General features: G+C 73.7%; 20 protein-coding genes. 8 read left to right on the forward strand and 12 right to left on the reverse strand.

All coding sequences use genetic code 11. From position 1 onward, the window contains the following. Positions 1 to 61 precede the first annotated feature (61 nt). Genes SXIN_RS05065 through SXIN_RS05085 form a run of 5 tightly spaced genes read right to left on the reverse strand, consistent with a single transcriptional unit; the run spans position 62 to position 6384 of the window. Entirely contained in the window at positions 62 to 1348 is a 1287-nt protein-coding gene (locus tag SXIN_RS05065) for a glutamate-5-semialdehyde dehydrogenase (RefSeq protein WP_019710867.1), read from the reverse strand. After that, entirely contained in the window at positions 1342 to 2082 is a 741-nt protein-coding gene (locus SXIN_RS05070; protein ID WP_019710868.1) for an SDR family NAD(P)-dependent oxidoreductase, read from the reverse strand. Before SXIN_RS05070 ends, SXIN_RS05065 begins: the two co-directional genes overlap by 7 nt. Then, positions 2082 to 2894: a thioesterase domain-containing protein gene (locus SXIN_RS05075; protein ID WP_019710869.1), complete on the reverse strand. Its 813-nt coding sequence runs from the start codon at positions 2892 to 2894 to the stop codon at positions 2082 to 2084. The genes SXIN_RS05070 and SXIN_RS05075 overlap by 1 nt, the downstream gene beginning before the upstream one ends. Next, a complete protein-coding gene (locus SXIN_RS05080; protein WP_095756640.1) occupies positions 2891 to 6136 on the reverse strand; it encodes a non-ribosomal peptide synthetase in 3246 nt (1081 codons plus the stop codon). Before SXIN_RS05080 ends, SXIN_RS05075 begins: the two co-directional genes overlap by 4 nt. After that, positions 6133 to 6384: a phosphopantetheine-binding protein gene (locus SXIN_RS05085; protein ID WP_019710871.1), complete on the reverse strand. Its 252-nt coding sequence runs from the start codon at positions 6382 to 6384 to the stop codon at positions 6133 to 6135. Before SXIN_RS05085 ends, SXIN_RS05080 begins: the two co-directional genes overlap by 4 nt. A gap of 239 nt (positions 6385 to 6623) precedes the next feature. Between SXIN_RS05085 and SXIN_RS05090 the strand changes: the two genes are divergently transcribed. Beyond that, entirely contained in the window at positions 6624 to 9146 is a 2523-nt protein-coding gene (locus SXIN_RS05090) for a condensation domain-containing protein (protein WP_095756641.1), read from the forward strand. Here SXIN_RS05090 and SXIN_RS05095 read toward each other — a convergent pair. Then, entirely contained in the window at positions 9126 to 9743 is a 618-nt protein-coding gene (locus SXIN_RS05095; protein ID WP_095756642.1) for a CGNR zinc finger domain-containing protein, read from the reverse strand. The two genes, SXIN_RS05090 and SXIN_RS05095, sit on opposite strands and share 21 nt — an antisense overlap. 130 nt (positions 9744 to 9873) lie before the next feature. Here SXIN_RS05095 and SXIN_RS05100 point away from each other — a divergent pair, with 130 nt between their 5' ends. The 6 genes from SXIN_RS05100 to SXIN_RS05125 all read left to right on the forward strand — a co-directional run bounded on the left by SXIN_RS05100 (position 9874) and on the right by SXIN_RS05125 (position 17596). Beyond that, positions 9874 to 11178, forward strand: coding sequence for an MFS transporter (locus SXIN_RS05100; RefSeq protein ID WP_019710873.1), 1305 nt, complete (start codon positions 9874 to 9876; stop codon positions 11176 to 11178). A 242-nt stretch (positions 11179 to 11420) separates the two neighbouring features. After that, a complete protein-coding gene (locus SXIN_RS05105) occupies positions 11421 to 12788 on the forward strand; it encodes a KamA family radical SAM protein (protein ID WP_019710874.1) in 1368 nt (455 codons plus the stop codon). A 10-nt stretch (positions 12789 to 12798) separates the two neighbouring features. Further along, positions 12799 to 14058: a pyridoxal phosphate-dependent aminotransferase gene (locus tag SXIN_RS05110; protein WP_019710875.1), complete on the forward strand. Its 1260-nt coding sequence runs from the start codon at positions 12799 to 12801 to the stop codon at positions 14056 to 14058. 11 nt (positions 14059 to 14069) lie between these two features. Next, entirely contained in the window at positions 14070 to 15236 is a 1167-nt protein-coding gene (locus tag SXIN_RS05115; RefSeq protein WP_157916252.1) for a DUF1015 family protein, read from the forward strand. 273 nt (positions 15237 to 15509) lie between these two features. After that, on the forward strand, positions 15510 to 16883 hold the full coding sequence (locus SXIN_RS05120; RefSeq protein WP_019710876.1) for a sensor histidine kinase: 1374 nt from the start codon (positions 15510 to 15512) through the stop codon (positions 16881 to 16883). Continuing rightward, positions 16880 to 17596, forward strand: a complete 717-nt coding sequence (locus tag SXIN_RS05125) for a response regulator transcription factor (protein WP_019710877.1) — start codon at positions 16880 to 16882, stop codon at positions 17594 to 17596. Before SXIN_RS05120 ends, SXIN_RS05125 begins: the two co-directional genes overlap by 4 nt. A 135-nt stretch (positions 17597 to 17731) precedes the next feature. On the opposite strand, the gene SXIN_RS05130 is transcribed toward SXIN_RS05125, so the two are convergent. From SXIN_RS05130 to SXIN_RS05145, 4 genes are all read right to left on the reverse strand, one after another. Continuing rightward, entirely contained in the window at positions 17732 to 18961 is a 1230-nt protein-coding gene (locus SXIN_RS05130) for an FAD-dependent monooxygenase (protein ID WP_019710878.1), read from the reverse strand. Then, a complete protein-coding gene (locus SXIN_RS05135) occupies positions 18958 to 20370 on the reverse strand; it encodes an MFS transporter (RefSeq protein ID WP_019710879.1) in 1413 nt (470 codons plus the stop codon). Before SXIN_RS05135 ends, SXIN_RS05130 begins: the two co-directional genes overlap by 4 nt. Before the next feature lie 228 nt (positions 20371 to 20598). Continuing rightward, on the reverse strand, positions 20599 to 21255 hold the full coding sequence (locus tag SXIN_RS05140) for a response regulator (RefSeq protein WP_019710880.1): 657 nt from the start codon (positions 21253 to 21255) through the stop codon (positions 20599 to 20601). Next, positions 21252 to 22403, reverse strand: coding sequence for a sensor histidine kinase (locus tag SXIN_RS05145; RefSeq protein ID WP_019710881.1), 1152 nt, complete (start codon positions 22401 to 22403; stop codon positions 21252 to 21254). Before SXIN_RS05145 ends, SXIN_RS05140 begins: the two co-directional genes overlap by 4 nt. A 308-nt stretch (positions 22404 to 22711) precedes the next feature. Here SXIN_RS05145 and SXIN_RS05150 point away from each other — a divergent pair, with 308 nt between their 5' ends. After that, the gene (locus SXIN_RS05150) at positions 22712 to 23272 is read left to right on the forward strand and encodes a hypothetical protein (protein ID WP_238153678.1); all 561 of its coding nucleotides are present in this window, start codon (positions 22712 to 22714) and stop codon (positions 23270 to 23272) included. Positions 23273 to 23349: 77 nt separating this feature from the next. Here SXIN_RS05150 and SXIN_RS05155 read toward each other — a convergent pair whose 3' ends face one another. Further along, complete coding sequence (locus SXIN_RS05155) at positions 23350 to 23829, reverse strand: hypothetical protein (RefSeq protein ID WP_019710882.1); 480 nt, start codon at positions 23827 to 23829, stop codon at positions 23350 to 23352. Positions 23830 to 23983: 154 nt separating this feature from the next. Further along, the gene (locus tag SXIN_RS05160) at positions 23984 to 24442 is read right to left on the reverse strand and encodes a hypothetical protein (RefSeq protein WP_157916253.1); all 459 of its coding nucleotides are present in this window, start codon (positions 24440 to 24442) and stop codon (positions 23984 to 23986) included. Positions 24443 to 24449: the final 7 nt, after the last annotated feature.

The raw sequence follows: 24449 nt of genomic DNA on the forward strand, positions 1-24449 counted from the left end.
AGTACGGGTGCGGACGGCCGGAGCGGGCGGTGTGCCGTGCCGCCGCGGTACCGGGTCCGCGTCAGCCGCGCAGTTCGCCGCCGGCTTCCACGACCCAGGTGGTGGAGACCAGCGAGCCGAGGGTGACCGGGCCGCGGACGTGCAGCCGGCCGGTGGCGATGGAGAGCTCGGCGCCCAGTCCGAGCTTGGGGCCGTCGTGCAGGCGCAGCGAGCCGTTGACGACGATCGTCGCGGCGTCCACCCGGCGGGTGAACTCCTCGGCGACCGCCCGGTCCCGGGCCACCACGCCCTCGGTGTGCGCGGAGCCGTGGCGCCGGATGTGGCCGGCGGCCTCGTCCGGGCCGTCCACGGCGAGCACGCCGATCACCGGGTCGAGGAACTCCCGCCCCGCGTCGTGCGGTCGCAGCGGCTCCGTCCGCCACGGGCCGTCCGGGTCCCCGGCACCGCCCGGGGCCGGCACCGACGGGTCGAGCCGTACGGTGAAGGGGGTGCCGCGCTTCTCGGCCAGGTGCCGGAGCGCCGCGAGGTACTCCCCCGCGACCGCGCGGTCCGCGAGGACGAACTCCACCGAGGTGCAGCCCGCCGGCTCGGGTACTTTGCTGTCCAGCGTGATCTCGGCCGCCAGTTCCAGGTCGGCGCTGCGGTGCACGTAGAGGTGGTTGACTCCGCCGCCGCTGGCGATCAGCGGAATGGAACCGGCGGAGCGGCAGTACTCGATGAGGGAGGGGCTGCCGCGGGGCACCAGGACGTCCACCGCGTCCGGCCGGGCCAGCAGGGCCTTCATCACCGCGCGGCCGGGGTCGCGCACCACGGTGACCATGTCACGGGGCAGCCCGGCCGCGGCCAGCGCGGCATGAACGGCCCCGGCGAGCGCCTCGTCGGTGTGGGCGCTCTCCTTGCCGCCGCGCAGCAGCACCGCGTTGCCCGTGACGACGGGCAGCAGCGCGCCGTCGACCGTGACCGTCGGCCGCGCCTCGTAGATCATGAAGACGACGCCGAGCGGTTTGGGGACCTTGCGCAGCACGCCCCAGTCCCCGGCCGGCAGGGGGTCGGCGCCACGGGCGACCGCGGGAAGTTCCCGCTCCACCTGTGCGCACAGCCGCACCATGCCGGCCAGGTGGCGGGGGGTCAGCCGGAGCCGGTTCACCAGAGTGGGCGGCAGGCCGGCTTCCTCGGCCGCGGTGACGTCCCGGCGGTTGGCCGCGGCGACCGCGGGCCAGGAGTCGTTCAGTTCCCGGGCCAGTTCCCGGCAGTAGCGCGGATAGGCGTCGTCTCCGATCGGCGGTGCCGCGTGCAGCGCGGCCCGGGCGGAGCGGAGGATCCGGTTCGTCGGGTCGTCGGTCACCACATGAACTGCCCACCGTCGACGATCAGTTTCTGCCCGTTGAGGTAGGAGCCGAGGGGGCCGACGATGTACTCCAGCGCGTTGGCCACGTCCTCGGTGGTGCCGATGCGGCGCTGCGGGATCTCGTCCAGCGTCTGCGCCATCCGCTCCGGATCGTCCAGGCGCCAGCGGGTGCGCAGTTCCTCGGTGTCGATCATGCCGGGGATCAGGCAGTTCACCCGGATCGTGGGGCCGAGCTCCAGCGCGAGGCACTTGGTCAGCTGCAGCAGACCCGCCTTGCTCGCGCAGTAGTTCGCGCCGTTCACCCGGGGCCGTATCCCGGTGGTCGCGCCGACGTTCACCACATGGCCGCCGCCCGCCTCCAGCATGGCGGGGGCGAGCGCCTGGGTGAGCCAGAACGGCCCGGACAGATTGGTGTCCAGGACGCGCCGCCAGTCCTCCCCGGTCAGTTCCAGGAACGGGCGGTCGATGTTGACGCCCGCGTTGTTCACCAGGACGGCGGGGGTGCCGTGTTCGGCCAGGACCCGGTCGGCCGCGGCCCGGACGGTCTCGGCGTCGGCCAGGTCGACGCGCATCGTGGTCAGCCGGCCGGGATGGTCGGCCTCGCATTTCTCAGCCGCCGTCCGGTCGGACCAGTAGAAGGCGACCACCCGGTGGCCGAGGGCGATCAGGCGCCGGCTCAGTTCCAGCCCGATGCCCCTGGTTCCGCCGGTGACCAGCGAGAGTGGCTCGGTCATCACTCCTCCTCTTCACAGTGGACGTGGGTGTGGTGCTCTCCGGCGTCCGGACCCGGCACGGGGGTGCCGAAGTCCGTCTCGTGCAGGAACGCCGTGAGGTGTTCCAGGACCGCCGGGAGGCGCGCGGGGGTGAGCACCTCGAAGTGGCCGCAGGGGATCTCGCGGACCCGCAGGTCCGAGGAGAGGGCGCGCCAGGTGGCGAGGTGCGCGGAGTTGTTCCCGCCGCCCGTCCCGCCGGTGCAGGTGATCAGCAGCGTCGGGCAGTCGTGCGCGCTCCGCACGCGGTGGGTGCCGACCGCCGCGATGTGCGCGTCGGTGGTCCGGGCCACCAGGGCGGCGTCGGGCCCGTGCGGTGCCACGCCGGCGGCTGCCGTCACCCGTTCGCGCAGGGAGCCGTACCGCTCCGCGTCGTGGGCGACCGGCTGTGCGGGGCTGTCGATCATCACGACCCGGGGACGGTGCCCCCGTTCCGCGAACACCGAGGCCAGCTCCCAGGCCAGGGTGCCGCCGAGCGACCAGCCGAGCAGCAGGTCGGGCGGCCCGCCGAGGCCGTCGACGAGCCGCAGATAGCGCCGGACCATGCCGGGCACCGACCGGTCGGGCCGCTCTCCCGCCATCAGTCCGGCCGCCCGCAGCCCGTACACCGCGCTGCGGCGGCTGAGTTGGAGGGCGATGCCGAGGTAGGGCCCGATGCCGCCGCCCGCCGGGTGCAGCAGGACGCTGCGGCGGGCGAGGCCGCGGCCGTTCGAGACGGTGGTCAGCAGGGACGCTTCGCGCGGGGGGACGGCCGGGGCGGCCGGGGTGGTGGTCACTGCTCCTCCTCCGCCGGCCCGGCGGAGCCCGCGCGCACCAGACCGGCCAGCTGCCGCACCGTGGGGGCCCGGAAGAAGTCGAGCACCGGGACGCGCACCCCGTACTCCTCCTCGATCCGGGTGAGCGCGGTGAGCACGTTCAGGGAGTGCGCCCCGTAGTCGAGCAGGGAACCCCCGGTGGGCAGGTCACGGCGGTCCAGCAGGCCGGACCACAGGTCGAGGAGCCATGCCTCCAGCACGTCCTCCGGGACGGCGAGCCGCTCGTCGCCGCCCTGTTCCCGTTCGTCCCGGATCAGCCGGTCGGCCAGGGCGAGCAGCGCCGGGCGGTCGAACTTGCCGTTCCCGGTGATGGGTACGGCGTCGACCGGCAGCACCCGCCGCGGCAGCATATGTCCGGGCAGCCGTGCCGTGAGAAGCCGTGCGACCTCGTCGGCCAGGCCGCCCCGGGCCCCTCCGCCGGAGGACCGGTCCGCCGGGCCGTCCGGCCGGTCGGCGGACTGCAGGAAGAGCAGAAGGTGCCGGTCGGCACCCTCGCCCCGGACGGCCGCCACCGCCTGGCGCACCCCCGGGTGTGCCAGCGCCGCGCTCTCCACCTCGCCGAGCTCCACCCGGAAGCCGCGGATCTTGACCTGGTGGTCGTCCCGGCCGAGGAACACCAGCAGCGACTCGTGGTTCCACATCACCTGGTCGCCGGTGCGGTAGCGGCGGGCGCCGGGCGGTCCGCCGGGGTCCTCGACGAAGCGCTCGGCGCTCTGCCCGGGGTCGTTGACGTAGCCGGCGGCCGGGCAGGCCCCGCCCGCGAACAGCTCCCCCGCCACGCCGATCGGCGCCAGATGGCCCGTGGAGTCGACGACCTGCGCCGTCACGTTGCGGATGGGGAGTCCGATGGGCACGTGCGAGGGCCAGTCCGGCCGGGACGCCGACAGCCGGTGGGTGGTGACGGCGTGGGTCTCCGTCGGCCCGTAGAGATTGACCAGCTCCATCCACGGCCGCGCGGTGAAGAAGTCCTCGATCTCCCGGTCGACGACCAGTTGCTCACCGGAGACGCAGACGTGGGTCACCTGCTCGAACGCGGCGTCCGCGGCCGTCGCGGCCTGTACGAACGGACGCAGGGCCGCCACCGGCAGATAGACGTGGGTGGCCCCGCTCTCCGTGACCCGCCGCACCACCGCGGGCAGATCCCGGCGGTCGGCGGGTTCCCGGGAGATCACGGTGCCGCCGGCCAGGAGGGTCGGGAGGATCTCCTGGAACGACACGTCGAAGCCGAGCGGCGCGTACTGCAGGAAGCGGGTGGACTCCCCCATGGCGAGCGCGCCGATCTGCCAGGAGGCCAGATTGAGCAGGGGGCCGTTGCCCATCACCACGCCCTTGGGGCGGCCGGTGGAGCCCGAGGTGAACATCACGTAGCCACTCCCGGGGGCGACGGGGGCGCCAGGGGTGCCGGCCGTGGCGCCGGGACCGGCCGCCGCGGCGGGCGCGGCGGGCGCGGCGGGCGCGGCGGGCGCGGCGGGCGCGAGGACGGTGCACCCGGGGACCTCGCCCTCGCCGACCGCCAGCCGGCAGCCGGCCTTCTCCACCATGTAGGCCAGGCGTTCGGCGGGGAGCGTCAGGTCGAGCGGCAGAAACGCCGCGCCCGCCCGGAGTACCGCGAGGATCGCCGTCACGGTGTCGGTCAGGGTGCCGGTCGTCAGACCGACCACGTGCCCCGGAAGGACGCCGCGGCCGCGCAGACGGGCGGTCAGCAGGTCTGCGGCGCGGTCGAGTTCGCGGTAGGAGAGGCGTCGCCCCGGCTCGGTCACGGCGGTGTTCTCCGGGACCCGCCGGGCGGTGGCGCGGAACCAGCCGTCCAGGTCCGCGGCGGCCGGTTCGCAGCCCCGGCCGTCGTCCCGGCAGGGCTGCGCGGCGTCCGAGAACAGGTCCGCCAGGGGGCGCGTGGTGTCCTCCGTGGCGCGGTCGAGCGCTTCCCGCAGGGAGTCCAGGATCCCGTCCGCGACCGGCCCGGGCACCAGCTCGGTGTCGTACTCCAGTTCCAGCAGCCATCCGGCGGCGGTGGGCGTCACCCCGAGCCACAGGTCGAACTTGGCGGTGCCGTTGCCGTGCTCCCGCAGGGCCCGGACCGCACCCGGCCCGGCCGTCTCGGTGGAGTCCTGCATGGCCAGCATCACCGAGAACAGCGGATTGCGGGTGGTGCCGCGGTCGGGGTCGGCGTGCTGCACGACCTGGCTGAACGGCACGGCCGCGCGCTGCCTCAGTTCCCGGACCCGCGGTTCCACCACCTCCGCGGTCCACCGGGCGAAGCCGGCGTCCCAGTCGACGTCCAGCACCAGCGGAAGCGTGTTGACGAAGAATCCGCACAGGCTGTACGAGCCGATGGTCCGGCGGGACAGCAGCGGACTGCCGAAGGTGACCGCGGATTGACCGGTGTGGCGGGCGAGCACCGCCCCGTACACGGCGGAGAAGAAGACGAACGGTGTGGTGGCGAGGCGTTCGCACGCCCTGTCCACGGCGGCCGACGTGGCCGCATCCAGCGGCAGGCTCCGCCGGCGGCCGGCGAAGGCCGTCTCCACCGGGCGGTTGGGGCGCGGGTACACCACGGTGGCCGGAGCGGCCCGCAGCGCCGCGCCCATGTCGGCGGCCGCGGCGGCCGCCGCCGGGTCCGCCGCCGCCTCGCACTGGGCGGACAGCTCGCGGCGCAGGGCCCGCTCCCGGGCCGGGCGGAGCCGTGCCACGTCGAGTTCGCCGCACAGCGCCGCGTTGAGATCCTTGACCAGGGGCTGGAGCGAGAATCCGTCGAACACCGTGTGGTGCACGACCAGGGCCAGCACGCGCCGGTCGCCCGCGGCGGAGCGCAGGTGCACCGCCCGGAACAGCGGGGGGTCGGTGAGCTGGAACTCCGTGGCGGCCAGTTCCCGGACCACCTCGTCCCTGCGCCGGCCGAAGTCCCCCTCGACCACCGCCTCGGCCAGCGGGAGGTCCTCGGGGGACGGCGGCACGTGCAGGACGGCGTGGGGCTGCGGGGCGGGCCGCAGCCCCATCCGCAGGGCCGGCTGTACGGCGACGACGTCGGACAGCGCGGCGCGCAGCGTGGAGTCGGCGAGGGCCGGGTCCAGTTCGATCTCGACCGGCACGTTGTACAGGTGCCGTGCGGTCACCGACCGCTGCACCAGCAGCAGGCCGATCTGTGCCTCCGTCAGCGGAGCGCTCCAGGCCGTTCCCCCGGCGGGCTCCGTCCTCGCGGTCACCGGGCACCGCCCGAGGCGGCGAGTCCGCGCAGCCACTCCCGGAAGCCGCCCACGGTGCGCAGCCCGGCCAGCTCACCCGCGTCGATCTCCTGGTCGGCGTCGGGCACGACCTCCACCACGATCCGCACGATCGACAACGAGTCCAGTCCGATCCGGCTCAGTTCCGAATCCGGGGTGTACGGCACGCGAATGAACTTGGCGAGGGCGGAGTCAACGGCATCACCGATATCTTGCACAGCCTGGTCCATCGAATGCACTCCCTGCTCGATTCGTCTTCGGGACTGCTCGAATATAGGCGCGCCGATGCCGGAACGGTCAATAAATGCGCAGGTGAAGACGATAGGCGGAGCGTATAAGGCTATAACGGAACGCATGTGGCAGGACCCATGGGAAACGCCTATCGGCCGATAGCCGGGGACTTGCCCGGGATCTTTCCGGCCCGCATCATCTCCGGGCATGGCACCATGCCGACATCGGGTGAGGAGAAATGAATCCAGCTCCGGTTGAAATTCCCAGTTCCCCGACGCAGGAGTCGATGTGGTGGATGCAGCACCGCGCTCCCCGGAGGGATGCCTACAACCTGACCTGGCGCATGCGGGTGGCCGGGATCGACGCCGGTACGCTGCGACGCGCCTGGCACCTGGTGACCGAGCGCCACGAAGCGCTGCGGACGTCGTTCTCCCGCCGCGACGACACGGTCGTCCAGGAGGTCCGTCCCGCGGTGGAGAGCGAACTGGCCGAGGTGTGCTGGGACACCGTCCCGCCGCTCCCGGCCGGCGGCCGGACCCGCGGCGCCGGCCCGGCGGATGCCGGCGCGCTGCTGGACTCGCTGGCCGGGCAGTGGCATGCGCGCCCGTTCGAGCTGGACGCCGCACCCCTGGCCCGTGCCGCCCTGGTCCGTGCCGCGGACCGGCAGGAGCTGTGGGTCACCGCGCACCACACGGTCCTCGACGGCTGGGCGCTGCACCTGGTCGTCGAGGATCTGGAGCGGGCCTACCTGGCCGTACGGGACCGGGGACCGGACGTGGCCGCCGACGAGGTCTTCGACGGGCCCCCGGTGACGCACCGCGCGTTCGCCGAGCGTGCCCGCGGGCCGCTCCGGAGCGCGGAGCGCGCCTTCTGGCCGCTCCGGCTGGCCGGCACGCGGGCGGCCGCGCTCGCTCCGGACCCGGCCGGCGGGGCGGACGCGGGCGGGCCCGGCTCCGGCGAGGTGCTCCGGCACCGCCAGCCGCCCGCGGTGACCACCGCGGTGGCCGCCTGCGCCCGGAGGGCGGGCTGTACGGCGTTCGCCGTACAGCTGGCGGCGCTGCGTGCGGTGCTGGCGCTCGGAGGAGCACGCGGCCGGACCGCGCTGGGCGTGATGGTGGCCAACCGGTCCACGCCCGAGGACCTGCGGAGGGTGGGCTACTGCGGCAACGTGCTGCTGTCAGCCGATGAGGTCTCGCCGGCGGAGAGCTTCGACGCCGTGGTCGCACGGGCCCGTGACGGCCTGTGGGAGAGCCTGCCGTACCAGCACATCGGCTTCGCCGACGCGGTGGCGGACCTGTCCCCCGGGGACCGGACCGCGCTGGGGTCCGGGCCCGAGATCGTGATCACGCACCACGGCTCGATCGGCTCGGGGCTGAGCCTCGGCGGCCGGCCCGCGCGGCTGCTGCCCAGCCCCAGCACCAGCGCCCGGTGCCAGGTGCTGATCAGCCTGTTCGAGGATGACGCGGGCACGGTGGTCGAGGTCGAGTACGACACCCGGCGACTCTCCCGGAGCACGGTCCGGGCCCTGCTGGACGACCTGGACCGGGTGCTGGCGGCATCGGCCGAGGCCGGCGGAACCCTCGACCGGCTGTCCGTGACCTCACGCGCCGCCGCCCGGGACACGGCTCCGGCCGCGGAGGCGCGGAGCACCGGGGCGGGAGCGGCGGCGGACGACGGGATGCTCGGCGTCTGGCGCGAGATCCTGGGCGTGGAGGTGGGCGCGGAGGACGACTTCTTCCAGCTCGGCGGCCGTTCCCTGCAGGTGCTCTCGCTCATCGCCACGGTGGAGGACCGCACCGGCAGCCGGATCGACGTGGCCGACTGGCTGGACCGGCCGACCCCGGCGCGGCTGGCACGGCTGGTCGCCGAACAGGCCCCGGGGCACGCGCCCGGCGGCGAGGCGCCGCCCACGGCCCCGGTCGCCGCGGATCCGGAGGCCGTCCCGCCGGACGCGGAACCCGGCGGCGGGCCGCGGTGGCTCAGCACCGGCAGCCCCGGCGGGCCGCACCTCCACCTCGTGCACGGCGCCGGCGTGGGGCGGCTGCCCTACCGCTCGCTGGTCGCGGCCCTGCCACCGCACTGGCGGGTCTCGGTCAGCGAGGACGACGGCTCCTGCGGGGCCGACCTGGCCGCGATGGCCGACCGGTACGCCCGCACCCTGCAGGCCGGGACCGGGCTGCCGGATGTGCTGGGCGGCTGGTCGATGGGCGGTCTCCTGGCACACGCCGTGGCGGTCCGGCTGCGGCAGGCAGGGCACCGCCCGCCGCCGCTGCTGTTGCTGGACGCTCCGCCCCCGGACCACGGGCACGACTACGCCGTCACGGACTTCGGTTCCTTCGCCGAGGCGGTGCTGCGCGGCGCGGGCGCCCACGCGCTCTGCCCGGACGTGCTGCGCACCGCCACGCCGGAGCGGGCCGGTACCGAGATGCTCACCGCGCTGCTGCGCGCGGCCGGACACGACGCGCGGCCGGACAGCCTGGCCGCGCGCTGGGAACTGCACCGGCGGCACCACGCGGCCATGGCCGGGTACCGGGATGCCGAGCCGGTCGACTCCCCGGCACTGGCCGTGGCCGCCGATCTGCCGGACGTTCTGGTGCGACGGTGGGACACGTGGTGCACGGGCGGGCTGTCGGCGGAGCGGCTGGACACCGACCACTACGGGATGCTGCGGGACCCCCACGCCCGTCGTCTGGCCGCGCTCGCGGCCGGCCTGTTGCCGGCCGTGGCCGGCGCGGCGGGGTCAGCCGGCCGGTCCGGCTGACCCGGGCGGCCCGTGCGCACCGGACGGCCCGGGTCCGGCCCGGCGGGCCGTGTGCCGCCGGACCTTGGCCCGGTTGCCGCACACCTGCATGGAGCACCAGCGCCGGCTGTGGTTGCGGGAGGTGTCCCAGAAGACCTCGCCGCACCGCCGTTCCGCACACCGCTTCAGCCGCCGTATCCGTCCGGTCAGCACCAACTCGGCCCAGGCGACGGCCAGGTGCGCGACGGCCGCGGACCCGCCGGTCAGGTCGGGCGACGGGACGAGGACGGCGGGCGGGCGGCCGTCCCGCGGGGGCGCGGTCGCCGCGGTCAGGGTCACCGTGACCGGCAGCCGGGCCAGCACGGCGTCGGCGAGTGCCAGCCGGTGCGGCGAGGCGGGGGCTCCGCCGTCGTCCAGGGCCTCGCGCATGCCGGTGCGCAGATCCAGGCAGGCCCGGTGACCGGCTTCCGTGAGGCCGGGCGGCCGCTCGACGAGCCCCGCGGCGGCCAGCCAGCGAGCGAGCCCGGCAGGCGTGGCCAGTTCGTCCCGTCCGCTCTCCATGTCGACGGTGTTGGTGAAGCCCATGATCAGCTCTACCGCCGCAGATGGTCCGGGCATCAGCCCTCCTCATTCCGGCCGACCGGCCGATCATAACCGGCCATTCCGCTGGACCGGTCAGCTGTCTTCCTCCCGAGCCCAGAGTAACGCGGCACAATGCTAACCACCGAAACAGATTAGGGAGTTAAGGATGGAGAAGACCTCCGCCGACCAGGCCCCCGGGCCGCGGCCAACGGCGCGGACGGCGCCTGCCCCGGGCCACCCGCTGGACGCCGTGAGCGACCGGAACACCGCCGTGCTGGTGCTGTTCACCTCCCTCACCAACCTCGCGGACGGTGTCACCAAGGTGGCGCTGCCCCTGCTGGCCACCCAGCTCACCGCGTCACCGGCACTGGTATCGGCCGTGGGACTCACCCTCACGCTCCCCTGGCTGCTGACCGCGCTCCACGTCGGCGTGCTGGTCGACCGCTACGACCGCCGCCTGCTGCTGTGGATCGCCAACTCCGTCCGGCTGGCGGCCATCACGGCACTCCTCGCGACCACCGTCACCGGGACGACCACCCTCTCCGCCCTCTACCTGGGCGGTATCGCCCTCGGCGTCGCCGAGGTCGTCGCCCTCACCTCGGCCACCGCTCTCGTGCCCACGGCGGTCGCCCCCGGCAAGCTGGAGCGGGCCAACGCCTGGGTGGCCGGTGCCGAAACGGTGTGCAACGAGTTCTGCGGCCCCTTCGTCGGCGGGCTCCTGCTGGCCGCGGGCGCGAGCATCGCCCTGGGCACCACCGGCGTGGCGTACGTGATCGGCATGGTGGTGCTGGCCCTGCTGGCCGGCCGGTTCGCACCGCGCGCCGAAGGGGACCGGCCCACCGGCTCGGTGAACCAGCGGATCGCCGAGGGCCTGAGCTTCCTGTGGAACCAGCGGCTGCTGCGCATGATGGCGCTCGCCCTCACCGTGCTGTGCGCCTGCTGGGGCGCCTGGCTCGCCCTGATGCCGCTGGTGGCGACCTCCCTGATGGGGCTGAGCGCCCAGGAGTACGGCATGCTGCTCAGCGCCCTCGGAGCCGGCGGCCTGGTCGGCGCGCTCACCGTGAGCCGGGTCAACCGGCTCCTCGGCCGGCGCTGGGCCATGTTCGCCGATCTGGTGGGCACCGCCGCCATGATGGCCGCGCCGGTGCTCACCACCAACCTGTGGCTGGTGGCGGCGGGCGCCTTCGCCGGCGGCATGGGCGGCGTGCTGTGGACGGTGAACTCCCGGACCATCAGCCAGCGCATGGTGGCGACCGGGCTGATGGGCCGCTACAACGCCGCGGCCCGCCTGTTCAGCTGGGGCGCGATGCCCCTGGGCGCCGGGCTGGTGGGTGTGCTCGCCGAGTGGTTCGGGCTGCGCGCGGCGTTCACCGTCTTCGCGGTGGCCGCCCTCCTGGTGATCGTCCCCTTCCTGCGCACCGTGACCCCGCGGGTGCTGGACGAGGCGACGGCACACCCGGTGCCGGGCTGAACCACACCGGCCGGCGCCGCGCGGGGAGGGCGGGAACACCTGGAGGTGTCCCCGCCCTTTCCCTTTTCTCTTTCCCTTCCCCTTTTACCCTCCGTTTCCTTCCCGCCCCCGAATTGCTCCGCGCTATCGGCCCATTCGGAACCGCTATCAAGCGGTCCGCGCAAAACCGGCCGGTCAGGCACCGTGCCCCATAGCATGAGGGAATCCGCGGACACGGTGCCCCACGAGACGGAGGAACTCGCATGTCCCTGATGGCCCCCACACTGCTGGAGACCGAACGCTTCCGCGCCCATGGGCCACGCCATATCGACGAAATCGCCGACCGATACGGGATGTCCGACGACATCCGAGAAGCGGTAAAGATCGTCTCGCAGGTGCTCCCTTTCCGGGTCAACGACTACGTGCTCGAACAGCTCGTCGACTGGGACAACATTCCGTCCGACCCCATATTCCGGCTGGTCTTCCCACAACGCGGAATGCTCCGGGCCGACGATGAGAAACAACTGGCCCGCCTCCTCCGCGACGGGGCGCCCCGGGCCGCGCTCCGGGCCGAGACAAGCCGCATCCGCGCCGGCCTCAACCCCCATCCGTCGGGCCAGAAGCAGCTCAACGTGCCCAGCCTGGCCGGCGAGGAGATCCCCGGGCTGCAGCACAAGTACCGGGAGACCGTGCTGTACTTCCCCGGACAGGGCCAGACCTGCCACGCCTACTGCACCTACTGCTTCCGCTGGGCGCAGTTCGTCGGCGACGCGGACCTCCGCTTCGCGGCCCCCGGCCCCGAGCGGCTCATCGGCTATCTGCACGAGCACCCCGAGGTGCACGACGTGCTGGTCACCGGCGGCGACCCGATGGTGATGTCCACCGAGCGGCTTCGCGGGCACCTGGAGCCGCTGCTCAACGTCGAGTCGGTGCGCACCATCCGGATCGGCACCAAGTCGGTGGCCTACTGGCCCCAGCGGTTCACCGGGGACCGCGACGCCGACGACGTCCTGCGGCTGTTCGAACAGGTCGTGGCATCGGGCCGCACCCTCGCGGTCATGGCGCACTTCACGCACCCCCGGGAGCTGCGGACCGACCTCGCCCGCCGTGCCCTGGAACGCATCCGCGCCACCGGCGCGGTGGTCTACTGCCAGGCGCCCCTGGTCGGCCACGTCAACGACGACGCCCGGACCTGGGCCGAGTTGTGGCGTGCGGAGCTGGCCGCGGGGACTGTGCCGTACTACATGTTCGTGGAGCGGGACACCGGCCCGTACGACTACTTCAAGGTGCCGCTGGCGAAGGCGTCGGAGATCTTCCGCGCGGCCTACCGCGAGCTGCCCGGGCTGGCCCGCACGGTGCGCGGCCCGGTCATGTCCGCCACCCCGGGGAAGGTCGTCGTCGACGGGGTCGAGGAGACCGCGCACGGCCGCTTCTTCCATCTGCGCATGCTGCAGGCCAGGGACCCCTCACTGGTCGGCCGGCCGTTCCGGGCCCGCTACTCCGTCTCCGCCTCCTGGATCGACGACCTCGAACTCGCCCCGGACACCCCGGCGGACATCGCGGCGGCGGTCCGCGGCGCCCCCCGTCCCGACCTGACCCGGCCGGGCGTGGCCGGATCCCGGCACCGGTGAGGAGCCCGCCATGGCCGACTGGAACCTCTCACCGAACCTGGCCCTCAATCAGGAGGTGGCCGGGCGCCGCGCCGCCGGCGAGGACATCGTGCACCTGGGATTCGGCGAGGCCCGGCTGCCCGCCTTCGGCCCGCTGGCCGAGCGGCTGACCGCCGGTGCGCGGCGCAATGCCTACGGTCCCGTCGCGGGTGGCGCGGACGTACGCGAGGCCGTCGCCGGCTACTTCACCCGGCGCCGTCTGCCCACCCATCCGGACCAGGTGGTCACGGCGCCGGGCAGCAAGCCGCTGCTGATGGCGGTGAACCACGCCGTGCCCGGTGACGTCCTGCTGCCGCGGCCCTGCTGGAACACCTACGCCCCACAGGCCGTGCTGGCCGGGAAGCGCGCGTTCGGCGTGCCGATCCCCGCCGAGTGCGGCGGCGTGCCCGACCCCGCGGCACTGCGTGAGACGCTGCTGGCCACCCGCCGGCAGGGGCACGACCCGCGCACCGTGGTGATCACCCTGCCCGACAACCCGACCGGCACCCTCGCTCCGCCCCGGCTCGTGCGGGAGATCTGCGCGCTCGCGGAGGAGGAGGACCTGCTCATCGTCTCCGACGAGATATACCGCGACATCGTGCACGATCCCGGCACACCGGTGCTCAGCCCGGCCGAGGTCGCACCCCACCGCACCGTGGTCACCAACGGTCTGTCCAAGACACTCGCCCTCGGCGGCTGGCGGATCGGGGTGGCACGCTTCCCGGAGGGCCCGTGGGGCGACCGGATCCGCACCGCCGTCCTCTCCGTCGCCAGCGAGGTCTGGTCCACGCTGGCCGGGCCGATGCAGGAGGTCGCGGCCTACGCGTTCGCCGAACCGCCCGCCGTCCGGGCCCGGTTGGCCGCCTGCCGCCGGCTGCACGGGGCGGTGGCACGCGACGTGCACCGGATCGTGGTCGCCGCGGGGGCCTCCTGCCGCCCTCCCACGGGCGGGTTCTACGTCTACCCGGACTTCGGGCCGTGCCGGGACCGCCTGGCGGCCGCCGGGGTACGGGACTCCCCCTCGCTGCAACGGCACCTGCTCGACGCCTTCGGCGTCATGGTGCTGGCCGGGCACCATCTCGGGGACGACGAACGGGCGCTGCGCTTCAAGGCCGCGACGAGCATGCTCTACGGGGACACCGCCGAGCAGCAGGAGGAGGCGCTGGCCGCGGCCGATCCCCTGCGCGTCCCGCATGTGAGCGCCGTGCTCGAACGGCTGGAGGAGACGTTCGCGAAGCTGACCGCCCGGTGAGGCCGGTCCGGATGTCACCGGACGAGGAGGACGGCCCGCGCCGGCGCCCCGGGCCCGGGCGGCGCCGCGGACCGGCGGGCGGCCTGCGCTTCCATCCCTTCCGCGGCACCCGCGTCCGCACCGGGCCGCGCCACGGCGGCGCGGTCCGGCCCGACGGGGCCGACGCCTTCTACGTCCTCGAACAACGCCGCGACGGCGTCCTCCTCCAGCGCGGGGTCATCGGCGCGCTGGACCTGGCCGGGCCGTGGCACGGCGTCCTGCCGCACGAGGACGTGCTCCCGGCCGGGGTGGACCTGCACCACCGGATCACCCGGCTGACGGGCGGCTGCGCCGAACCGGTACTGCTCAGCCACCGTGGCGGGCCCGAGGCAGCCGCGGCACTGGCCAGCACCGCCGCCGGGCCCGCGGACTGGGAGGCGATCGGCGAGGACGGGACCGTCCACCGTTACTGGGCCTGCACGGACCCGGAACACCGGGCGGCGATCCGGGCCGGCACCGCCGGGCGCACCGCCCTCCTCGCCGACGGGCACCACCGCTTCGCCGCCGCGCAGCGGTACCGCGGGGCCTTCGGCGGACAGCCGGGCCCCTGGGACCGGGTCCTCGCCCTGCTCGTGGACTCCGTCCGCCACCCGCTGCGGCTGACCGCGATCGACCGGCTGGTCCCCGGGCTCGACCCCGTACGGGCCGCGGCCGAGGCGGCACGGGTGGCGCAGGTCGCGGAGCTGCCCGCGCCGCCCCGCCGCCCGGTGCCGGGTGAACTGGTCCTGGCCGGCGCCGGCCGCTGCTGGTCCATCACGGCGCCGCGCTCCGACGCGGTCCGGTCGGCGCTGGCCGGGCGGCCCGCCGCCTGGCGATCGATCGACGTCGCTGTGGCGCACCATCTTTTCCTCACCCGCGTCTGGCGCACGCCGGTCACCGGCGACCGGGTGCGCCACCTCCACGCCGGGGACGGGGCCGCCCCTCCCCCGCCGGGCGGCGGCAGCCTCCTCCTGGTGCCGCCGCCGGCCGAGGAGTCGGTGTGGCGCCTGGCCGAGGCCGGTGTCCGCATGCCGGCCAAGTCCACTTCGTTCGGCCCCAAACCGCTGCCCCGGCAGGTCGTCTACCGCTTCGCCGCACAGCGCGCACGGCCCGCACAGCCCGCACGGCCGCGCGCGCCCGGAGTGCGCGCCGGGGCCTGAGGAGCCGACGGGCCCGGAGGAGCCGGCATCCGCCGGCCGGTCAGCCGGGGATCCGCGGGGTCCGGCACCAACTCGGCCGCCTCTGTCCGTGCTCACGCGTCGGTGCCGGACCCGCTCGGCCACCGGGCCCGGTCGCCGCCCCCTATCCTGAACCGTGTGCTGCCGAAGGTGGATGTCGAGGGTGAGGCGCTGAGCGGGCGTGTCCCGGCCCCCGCGACCGGGTCCCGCGAAACAGCGGTGCCGCGGCTCCCCGCCGGCCGGAGCTGAGCCGGTATGACGATCACGGGGGGCGGTGGCCCGCGGCCACGCGGCACGGGGTGGCGGGAGGGAGCGGTCACGGCGACGGCGTTCACGCTCTGCCTGCTCGGCGGTGTGGTGCGGGTCGACAACACGCTGTCAGCGCCGCCCGCCGCCGCCTATGTCGTCGCCGTGGTGTCCTGTGCCGTGCTGCCGCTGCGGCACCGGGCGCCCGTGGCCGTCCTGGCGGCCACGACCGCGGCCGGCGTGCTGGTGCCGCCGCTGGGGCTCCTGCTCACCCCGCTCATCGTGGCCCCCGCCGTGATCACCGCCTACTCCTACGCGCTCGCCGCACGCACCGAACGGCGCGCGGCGAGCGCCGTGTCGCTCACTTCCGCGGTGCTGGCCGCCTCCGTCCCGCTGTTCGGGGACTTCTCGTGGAAGGACGCGAGCAGGATGGTGGTGATGGCGGTGGTCCCGCTGCTGGCCGGTGTACTCGGCCGCTCGGTGCGGAACCGGCGGGCCTACCTGGCGACCGTGGAGGAGCGGGCCCGGCGGGCCGAGGAGGACCGGGACCAGGAGGCGCGCCGGAGAGTGGCCGGGGAACGGGTGCGCATCGCCCGGGAACTGCACGACCTGGTGGCCCACCAGATCACCCTGGCCAACGCGCAGGCCACGGTCGCGGCCCATCTCTTCGACACCCGCCCGGAGCAGACCCGCAAGAGCCTGGGGGAACTCGTCGAGACCACCGGTCACGCGCTCGACGAACTGCGGGCCACCGTCGGCCTGTTGCGTCAGTCCGGGGACGCGCCCGGCGACGCCTCCGGACCCGCCGAACCGGCCCCCGGGCTGTCCCGGCTTCCGGCACTCCTCGAATCCTTCCGCCGCGCGGGTCTGGAGGTGTCGGTGCACCGGGAGGGCACGGCCAGACCGCTGCCGCCGGGGGTGGACCTCACCGCCTACCGCATCGTCCAGGAGGCCCTGACCAACGTGACCAAGCACGCCGGTACCGGTAGCGCCCGGGTGCGCCTCGTCTGGAACCGCGATCGCGTGACCATCACCGTCGCCGACGACGGAGGGGGCGCCCGTGCGGCGCCGGACCCGTCCGCGGGACCGGTTGGCTCCCCGGGGCCGCGTGCCTCCGCGGTGCCGGGCCGTCCGCCCGGTTACGGCCTGATCGGGATGCGGGAACGGGCCACCGCCGTCGGGGGGCACCTCTCCGCGGGCAGGCGCCCGGAGGGCGGCTTCCTCGTATCGGCCCAACTGCCCCTCCCGCCCGTCAGGGACACGGCGTGGAGGACTGACGGGGCGTCAACCACCGAGGAGGAGCGGATGGCCGGCGGGACGGCAGACGACGCGCGGCCGGACGGCGCGCGGACGGGCGGCGGAGAGGCCAGGGACGCGCCATGACGCTCCGGGTGCTGCTCGCCGACGACCAGGCACTGCTGCGCGGTGCGTTCCGGTTGCTTCTCGACACCGCCGACGACATCACCGTGGTCGGCGAGGCCGGCGACGGCAGGGAGGCCGTGCGACTCACCCGGGAACTGCGTCCGGACGTCGTGATCATGGATATCCGGATGCCCGGGGTGGACGGCCTCACCGCCACCTCGGAGATCTGCGCGGACCCGGAGCTGGCCGGCACCCGCGTCCTGATCCTCACCACGTACGAGACCGACGAGTACGTCGCCCAGGCGCTGCGCGCGGGGGCCGGCGGTTTCATCGGCAAGGGCATCGGGGCCGAGGAGCTGGCGGACGCGGTGCGGACGATCGCCGGCGGCGACACCCTCCTGTCCCCCGCCGCGATGCGTTCCCTGGTCGCCCGCTTCCTGGCCACACCGGACACCGCCCCGTCGCTCCACTCCGAACGGCTCGCCGCGCTCACCCCGCGCGAACGCGAGATGGTGGCCCTGGTCGCGACCGGCCTGTCCAACCAGGAGATCGCCGAGCGGCTGTTCCTCAGCCCCTTCACCGTGCGCGCCCACGTGCAGCGCGCCATGACCAAGCTGGAGGCCCGCGACCGGGCCCAGCTCGTCGTCATCGCCTACCGGACGGGCCTGGTCCGCCCCGGCCCGAACGCCGGCACCAGTGGCGGCACCGGTGGCGGACCCGACTCGTCGCCGTAGGCCGGTCGGCCGGTACCGGAGCCGTCCGGCGGTGCCACGCAGCCGGCCGCGCGCGCCCATCTCCGCGGCCGGCCGCCGGGTGACGGGTGACGGGTGCTACTGACTGCGCGTCACCTCACGTCATCTCACGGCGCCTCACGGCACCGGGGCGAACTCCGGCAGTACAAGCGCCGAGTGGGCCGGCGGCGCCGGTGCGGCGGGCAGGGTCAGGAGCTCGCGCAGCATGGTGTTGCGCTGCTCCAGCGCCCGCGCCGTGGTGGGGAAGAGCCTGGCCGCGCCCTTGCCGGCCAGTGCCTGGTTCATGGCGGCGAACTCGCGGACGCCGCTTTCGTAGGCGGCGAACGCCTCCGTGTGGTCCCGGTGCGCGGCCAGGGCGTGGGCGAGCATGTAGGCACCGGCCAGCGCGAGGCTCGTGCCCTGCCCGGTGAGGAACGAGGGCGCGTACGCGGCGTCGCCGACCAGCACGACGCGACCGCTGGACCAGCGGGGCATACGGATCTGAGCGGCCGTGTCGACGAACAGGTCGTCCGCCTCGCGCAGGGCACCGGCCATGCCGGGGACCTTCCATCCCGCGCCCGCGAAGACCGTGGCGGCCAAGTCCCGCTGGGCGCCCGGGTCGCGGAGGGCTTCGGACGGCGGTTCCGGCTGGTGGAAGTTGAGGAAGGCGTGCAGCTCCTCGTCGTCGTCCCCGACGGCGTAGAGGGCCGCGGCCTGCCCCGGGGTGTTCCACATCACGAGTTCCCGTGAGAGCCCGAGGGTGTTCGGCATGGTGAAGACGGCGAAGCAGTAGCCGAGGTAGCGGTGGAATTGTTCTTCGGGACCGAACAGGGACTCCCGGGTCTGCGAGTGCATACCGTCGGCGCCGGCCACCAGGTCGAACGTGCGCCGCCGACCGCTGCGGAACGTGACGTCGACCCCTTGTGCGTGCTGGTCGAGGGTGTCGACGGAGTCGTCGAACAGGAATTCCACGTCGTCGCGCACCAGCGCGTGGAGGAGCGCGGCCAGATCCCCGCGGCGCACCTCCAGGTCCTGTCCCCCGGCACCGCCGGCGAGGGCGCGCGGGTCGACCGAGGCGACTTCACTGCCGTCGGCGTCGAGGAAGGTGAAGCGGCGCGAGTCGATGTGCGCGTCCCGTAGTCGCGGCAGGATCCCCATCCGCCGGACCACCTCCGTCGCCGTACCGCGGATGTCGATCGGGTAGCCGCCGTGGCGCGGCGCTCCCGCCTTCTCCACCACGGTCACCGCGCATCCGGCCCGGTGCAGCCAGTAGGCCAGCGCGGGTCCGGCGATACCGGCCCCGGAGATCAGAACCCTGCGCTTCGCGGACGTCCCAGCGTCCGCCGTCAGCCCCGTACGTGTCGTCATGCCCGGGCTCCCTTCCTGGTGATGCGGACAACGAGCAGTGACAGTGCGGCGATGAGGCCGGCGGTGACGAACCCCGTGACGAAGGCCGGTTCGGCCGGCAGGCCCGTCACCGGGTCGGTCCCGGCGGCGAGGATCGCGCCGCCGATCTGGACGCCCAGGGCGAAGCCGATCACGCGGGTCACCACGAGCAGGCCGGTGACGACGCCGGTGTGCCCGGCCTCAACGGCGGTGGCGGTGCCGGCGAGGAGCGCCGTCGTGGCGGCGCCCGCGGCGAACGCGGTCAGCGTCTTGGCGAGGACGAGCTGCCAGGCGGCACTGTGCAGCGATGCCAGGGCGAGCAGTGTGCCCGCCGTGACGACGGTGCCGGCGACGACCACGGCGCGCGGACCGAAGCGCCGCGCCGCGAGACCGCCGACCGAATCGCTGACGGCCCCGGCGATGGCGCCGGGCAGCAGGAACAGCCCGATCTCGGTGGTGCCGGCTCCGAAGCCGTACCCGTCGGCCGGTGCCGCGAACAGTTGCGGAAGCAGCAGGAGCACCATCCCGGCACTGGTGGTGATGACGAGGGTGAACACGCACGCACTCCACATGGCCGGCCTCGCCAGCACGCGCAGATCGACCATCGGCGCGGTCGCCCGGCGCTCGACGACGACCCACCCGGTCGCGAGACCCGCCACGACCACTCCGATACCGCCGAGCGCCAGCGGCGGCAGGCCGGCGCTCGTCACCGTCACGAGCCCGAGCATCAGCGCGAGCAGCGTGCCGCTCAGCAGCACCGCGCCGGCCCAGTCGATCCCGTCCTCGTCCGGCCGGACCGGCGGGTCGTGCGGCATCAGCCGCGCCACGGCCAGCGTCGATGCGAGGATCGCGATGGTCGGCAGCACGAACATCCCGTGCCAGGACAGGCTTTCCGCGATCGGCCCGGCGACCAGCGTGCCCACGATGCTGCCGCCCGAGAACAGCGCGAGGACCACCCCGATCGCCACCTGCGACTCTCTCACCGTGAGGTGCTTGCGCACCAGGATGAAGGAGAGGGGCAGCACGCCCACCATGACGCCCTGCAGCACCTGGCCGAGCAGCAGCACCGGCAGGTTCGGCGCCAGGCCGGCCAGCAGGCCGCCGGCCGAGACCACGGCCATCAGCCGGAGCAGCACCCGCCGTCCGCCGTAGCGGTCGCCGAGTTTGCCGGCGAGGGGCGTGACGACCGCGCCGGTGACGAGTAACGCGTTGCCGACCAGGGCCCCTTCGGCGGGACTGACCCCCAGCTCGCGTTGGAGCAGCGGAAGCGCGGGCTCGACCACGGACTGCAGGGTGCCGAGGGCGAGCGCCAGAACGCCGAGGGCGGCGATCGCCGGCCTCCCGACGCGGACCCGGGAGGGGGATGGGGACGGGGAAAGGGACAACGCCACTTGTCGATCACTCCAGACGCCGTTGGGCCAGGGGGAATGCGCGAGATCCGCGCGCTTCCCACACTCCCCTCCGGCGCCCCGCCGGGCGTCGTCCCCCGGCGCCGTCTTCCCCTGGTGCGCCCGGACCAGCCGGTCACGCGCCCTGGTGCGTGCGCACTACGGGCCGTGCCGCCGCAGGGCAGTCGAAAGGGAGCGGTGGGCCCAGGGGGCGGCCGACGCACCCGGCCGCTATCTGCCGGGGGCGACGAGCCCCGATTCGTACGCCGCCACTACGGCTTGTGCCCTGCTGTCCAGGTTGAGCTTGGTCATCGTGCGGTTGAGGTGGGTCTTGACGGTCGCCTCGCTGATGTAGAGGCGGTCGGCGATCTCCAGGTTGGACAGACCACCCGCGATCAGTCTCAGGACCTCCCGTTCGCGGGAGGTCAGTGCCTGCAGATCGGGCGGCTGTTCGCATGCGGTCCGGCGGGCGTACGCCTCGACCAGGCGGCGGGTGACGCTGGGCGCGAAGAGCGCGTCACCACCGGCGACCACGGTCACCGCGGCGAGCAGCCGTTCGGGGCCGGAGTCCTTGAGCAGAAAACCGGAGGCTCCGGCGCGCAGCGCCCCGTACACGTATTCGTCGAGGTCGAAGGTGGTCAGGATCAGGATCCGGGGCACGGGGTCGGCGGCCTGGGCGAGGATGCGTTCGGTGGCCTCGATGCCGTTCATGCCGGGCATGCGGATGTCCATCAGGATCACCTCGGGGGCGGCCTCGGCGGCGAGCGCCACGGCCTCCTCGCCGCTGCCGGCCTCGCCGACCACGTCGATGCCGGGTGCGGCGTGCAGCAGGCCCACCAGGCCGGCCCGTATGAGGTACTGGTCGTCCACGACGAGCACGGTTGTCATGTGGTCGTGCCGTCCCCCCGCCTCGCGGCCCGCGCGGAGGTCGGCAGGGTCAGCCGCACGGCGAAACCCCCTTGCTCCCGCGGGCCGATGCTGATCTGCCCACCGTAGAGCTTGGCCCGCTCGCGCATGCCCAGCAAGCCGTGCCCGCCGCCGCTGCGGACTCTGTCCGGAATCACCCCCTCTCCGTCGTCCGCCACCGAGACGGTCACCTGGTGCGGCTCGTAGGTGAGCCGTACCTCCGCACGCGCGCCCGGGGCGTGTTTCACCACATTGGTGAGCGCCTCCTGCACCACCCGGTAGGCGCACAGCTCCACACCCGGGGCGAGCGGGCGCGGAGTGCCCTCGACGGTCACGGCGACGGGCACCCCGCCGGCGCGGATGCGTTCGGCCATCTCTTCGAGGCGGGCCAGGCCCGGCATCGGGGCGGAGGGGGCGCCGTCGTCGGCGGCGCGCAGCACCATGAGCATGCGGCGCAGCTCGTCGAGAGCCTCCTTGCCGGTGGCGTCGATGGTGTCGAGTGCGGCACGGGCGGTCCGCCGGTCGGTGTCGAAGACGAACCGGGCGAGACCGGTCTGCACGGAGATCACGGACATGTGGTGGGCGACCACATCGTGCAGTTCGCGGGCGATCCGGCCGCGTTCCTCGGCCACTTCTCGACGGGCCCGGTCGGCCTGCTCCCGGCGCAGCTGCCGGGTCAGCTCGGCCGAGCGGCGGGCGACGACGCCGAACCGCCACAGCACCGCCGGATAGACCAGGGCCTGCCCGACGACGGACGGCCAGGAGTCGGTGTGGCTGACGGCGCCCGCGTAGATCCATACCCCGCCCAGCAGCGCCGCGCAGGGGAGGGAGACGCACACGGCTCGCAGGGAGGCGACGGTGTAGACGGCGAGCAGGGGGCCGAAGCTGCACACCACGGCCCAGTAGCCGGCGGTGATGTACACCAGCCAGGTCGCGTGCACGAGACCGCAGACCACGACCGGGGCCCGCCCGCGGAACACCAGCGGCAGATGGACGAGGACCACCAGGGCGTAGGCGGTCGCGTCGAGCGGCTTCTGCCCCTGGCGCGCGGCCTCCTGTCCCAGCAGCAGGGCCACACTGGTCAGCGCCGCCGCGATCAGCGCGTCGACGGCGAGGGAGCGGATCCGCATCGCAGCAGCGTAAGGCCGGTATCGGCGATGGGCGTCAAACCAGCGTGGTACAGCGCGGGTTGGAGATGCCGAACGGCTACCGCCCTGGTCCGCCCGGGAGTTCAACCGTGCGCGGGACGCGGCCCGCGCGCGGCGGATCGTACGTTCACATCACCGGCCGGCGGGGCTCGTGCCCCGGCACGGGGGGCCATGGGGTATCGCCCCGCCGGCCGGCGGCCCCTGGAATTCGCCGGGCCGGGCCGGGGCCGTTCCGCGCAAGCACGCAAGCAGGCAGACACATCAGCAGTCAGCAACCAAAGGGGAAAGTCATGCGTATCCCGCGTACCCGCACACGCCCTGCGGCACTGGGCGTCGCCCTTGCCGCGACGGCAACACTGTTCGCCGGCGGCACGGAACGGGGACGTGGTGGGCACGGTCGCGCGGGACATGGCGGGCTTCATGCTCACCCGGTCCGGCGACGAGTACCGCCCGCCCTGACCGAGCTGTTCGCCTTCGCCCGTGAGGCGGACGGGGACGAGAGCAGCACGAGCCGCTCTCCCGTGGTGGACGTGGCGAACGCATGGGAACTCCGGTCCATGCTGGAAGTCACGGCACCGGGCACGGAACTCGGATACGAGACCAGCGGGCGGACGCGAACCGCCTACCTGGTGCACCCGGAATCATGGGCGCGCGCGTCCGCCGAGTGGACCGACCCGCCGACCGTGCACCAGTGCGGACCGCAACAGCTCTGGTCCGCACTGGAACGCATCCGCAACCGGCTGAACGCGGAAGGCTCGTTGCCGTTGCTCGGTGCGCGTGTGCGCATCACGCCCGATGGGGTGTGCCACCTGTCCCGGGGGAGGTGGCAGGTATCCATGGGGGCGCGATAGCCGGCGGACATGACGTCACGTCACGCGCGAACTGGACGGATCGTGATTACGCAAAGACCTCGCTGACAGCAACGGGACTACTGGAAGCGTGCGGCGCGACGGCGCCTGGCAGGCGCGAAGGCATCGATCGTTCCGGCGCCCTCACCGGGTGTGCCGTTCCATCCCCGGATACGGGCGGTGAGACGGTCCATGCGGGGGTCTCCGGGCTTGACGTCGATGTGGAAGTGGGACTGTTTCACCGGCTTCAGGTCCCCGCCCCACACCACGACGCCTTCGCAATCGGTGAGGATGTCCGTGACGACGATCCGTTCGGCCTCGTTCATGCCGGTGTTCTTGACGTCGGCGCCGAGCGGGTAATGCAGGGGGCGGATCGCGAGGGCGGTGCCTGACAGATGGTTCGACTCGAACGGAGCACCGACATTTCGGTTGGTGGTGTGCCCCTGGATGTCACCGGATTTGAGCATGTCAATCTCATAGGCGAACCGGCGGGCCACGTACAGCAGTACCGTCGCCGCGTCGCCCTCGGCTAGGGAGACCTCGACGTCCGTGCCCTCCACCTGGTGCTTCCGGGCGTGGTCAAGGACGGGCCAGCCGTTCGCGGACCGGGGCGGTCTCCATGTGCGCTCGCTGGAAGCTGGGGCGGCCTGCACGGGTCCAGTAGCCGTCAGGGCGAATGTGGCCCCGGCTCCGAGGCCGAGGCCGAGAGCCCGTCTACGCGGCAAGCTTGTTGTCACGAGGAGCCTTTCTGGATTTGTGGCGGTTGTTGAAGAGCAGCGCGGAGCAAACGACGGAGCAGGCCAGCCCCGCGTACAGCAGGGGCGTGACCCAGAACCACACCTTTTCGGTGCTGTGGCCGCTGCTCCAGTGACAGGTGATGGACGGAGGGAAGCTGTGCACGCTCACCGACGTCAGGCTGTAGTTCCGTCCTGCATCCATGTACACGCCATTGCCGGTCCGGTCCCCGCACAGATTGAGCGGGTTCGTGAAGGCGAGCCCGTAGACGGTTCCGGCCCCGTAAGCGGCGATCGCTGCCGCGATCCCGAGCACTGCCCAGCGGGCCGGCCACGAGGGCTTCCTTCTGGTCACCCACCATGCGTACGGAAGTGTCCCGACGACGAGGAGAAGGAGCGTGATCGCAGGCGGACCGAGGAACGTGAACAGAGACACCATGCGCCCT

The sequence above is a fragment of the Streptomyces xinghaiensis S187 genome, assembly GCF_000220705.2.
Classification (GTDB): Bacteria; Actinomycetota; Actinomycetes; order Streptomycetales; family Streptomycetaceae; genus Streptomyces; species Streptomyces xinghaiensis.

Excerpts from the sequence above, each read along its gene's own strand:
- SXIN_RS05125 (WP_019710877.1), top strand. The coding sequence starts at position 16,880 with ATGACGCTCCGGGTGCTGCTCGCCGACGACCAGGCACTGCTGCGCGGT.
- SXIN_RS05115 (WP_157916252.1), top strand. The coding sequence starts at position 14,070 with ATGTCACCGGACGAGGAGGACGGCCCGCGCCGGCGCCCCGGGCCCGGG.
- SXIN_RS05090 (WP_095756641.1), top strand. The coding sequence starts at position 6,624 with ATGAATCCAGCTCCGGTTGAAATTCCCAGTTCCCCGACGCAGGAGTCG.
- SXIN_RS05150 (WP_238153678.1), top strand. The coding sequence starts at position 22,712 with ATGCGTATCCCGCGTACCCGCACACGCCCTGCGGCACTGGGCGTCGCC.
- SXIN_RS05100 (WP_019710873.1), top strand. The coding sequence starts at position 9,874 with ATGGAGAAGACCTCCGCCGACCAGGCCCCCGGGCCGCGGCCAACGGCG.
- SXIN_RS05130 (WP_019710878.1), bottom strand. The coding sequence starts at position 18,961 with ATGACGACACGTACGGGGCTGACGGCGGACGCTGGGACGTCCGCGAAG.
- SXIN_RS05145 (WP_019710881.1), bottom strand. The coding sequence starts at position 22,403 with ATGCGGATCCGCTCCCTCGCCGTCGACGCGCTGATCGCGGCGGCGCTG.
- SXIN_RS05110 (WP_019710875.1), top strand. The coding sequence starts at position 12,799 with ATGGCCGACTGGAACCTCTCACCGAACCTGGCCCTCAATCAGGAGGTG.
- SXIN_RS05120 (WP_019710876.1), top strand. The coding sequence starts at position 15,510 with ATGACGATCACGGGGGGCGGTGGCCCGCGGCCACGCGGCACGGGGTGG.
- SXIN_RS05160 (WP_157916253.1), bottom strand. The coding sequence starts at position 24,442 with ATGGTGTCTCTGTTCACGTTCCTCGGTCCGCCTGCGATCACGCTCCTT.
- SXIN_RS05105 (WP_019710874.1), top strand. The coding sequence starts at position 11,421 with ATGTCCCTGATGGCCCCCACACTGCTGGAGACCGAACGCTTCCGCGCC.
- SXIN_RS05070 (WP_019710868.1), bottom strand. The coding sequence starts at position 2,082 with ATGACCGAGCCACTCTCGCTGGTCACCGGCGGAACCAGGGGCATCGGG.
- SXIN_RS05095 (WP_095756642.1), bottom strand. The coding sequence starts at position 9,743 with ATGCCCGGACCATCTGCGGCGGTAGAGCTGATCATGGGCTTCACCAAC.
- SXIN_RS05140 (WP_019710880.1), bottom strand. The coding sequence starts at position 21,255 with ATGACAACCGTGCTCGTCGTGGACGACCAGTACCTCATACGGGCCGGC.
- SXIN_RS05085 (WP_019710871.1), bottom strand. The coding sequence starts at position 6,384 with ATGGACCAGGCTGTGCAAGATATCGGTGATGCCGTTGACTCCGCCCTC.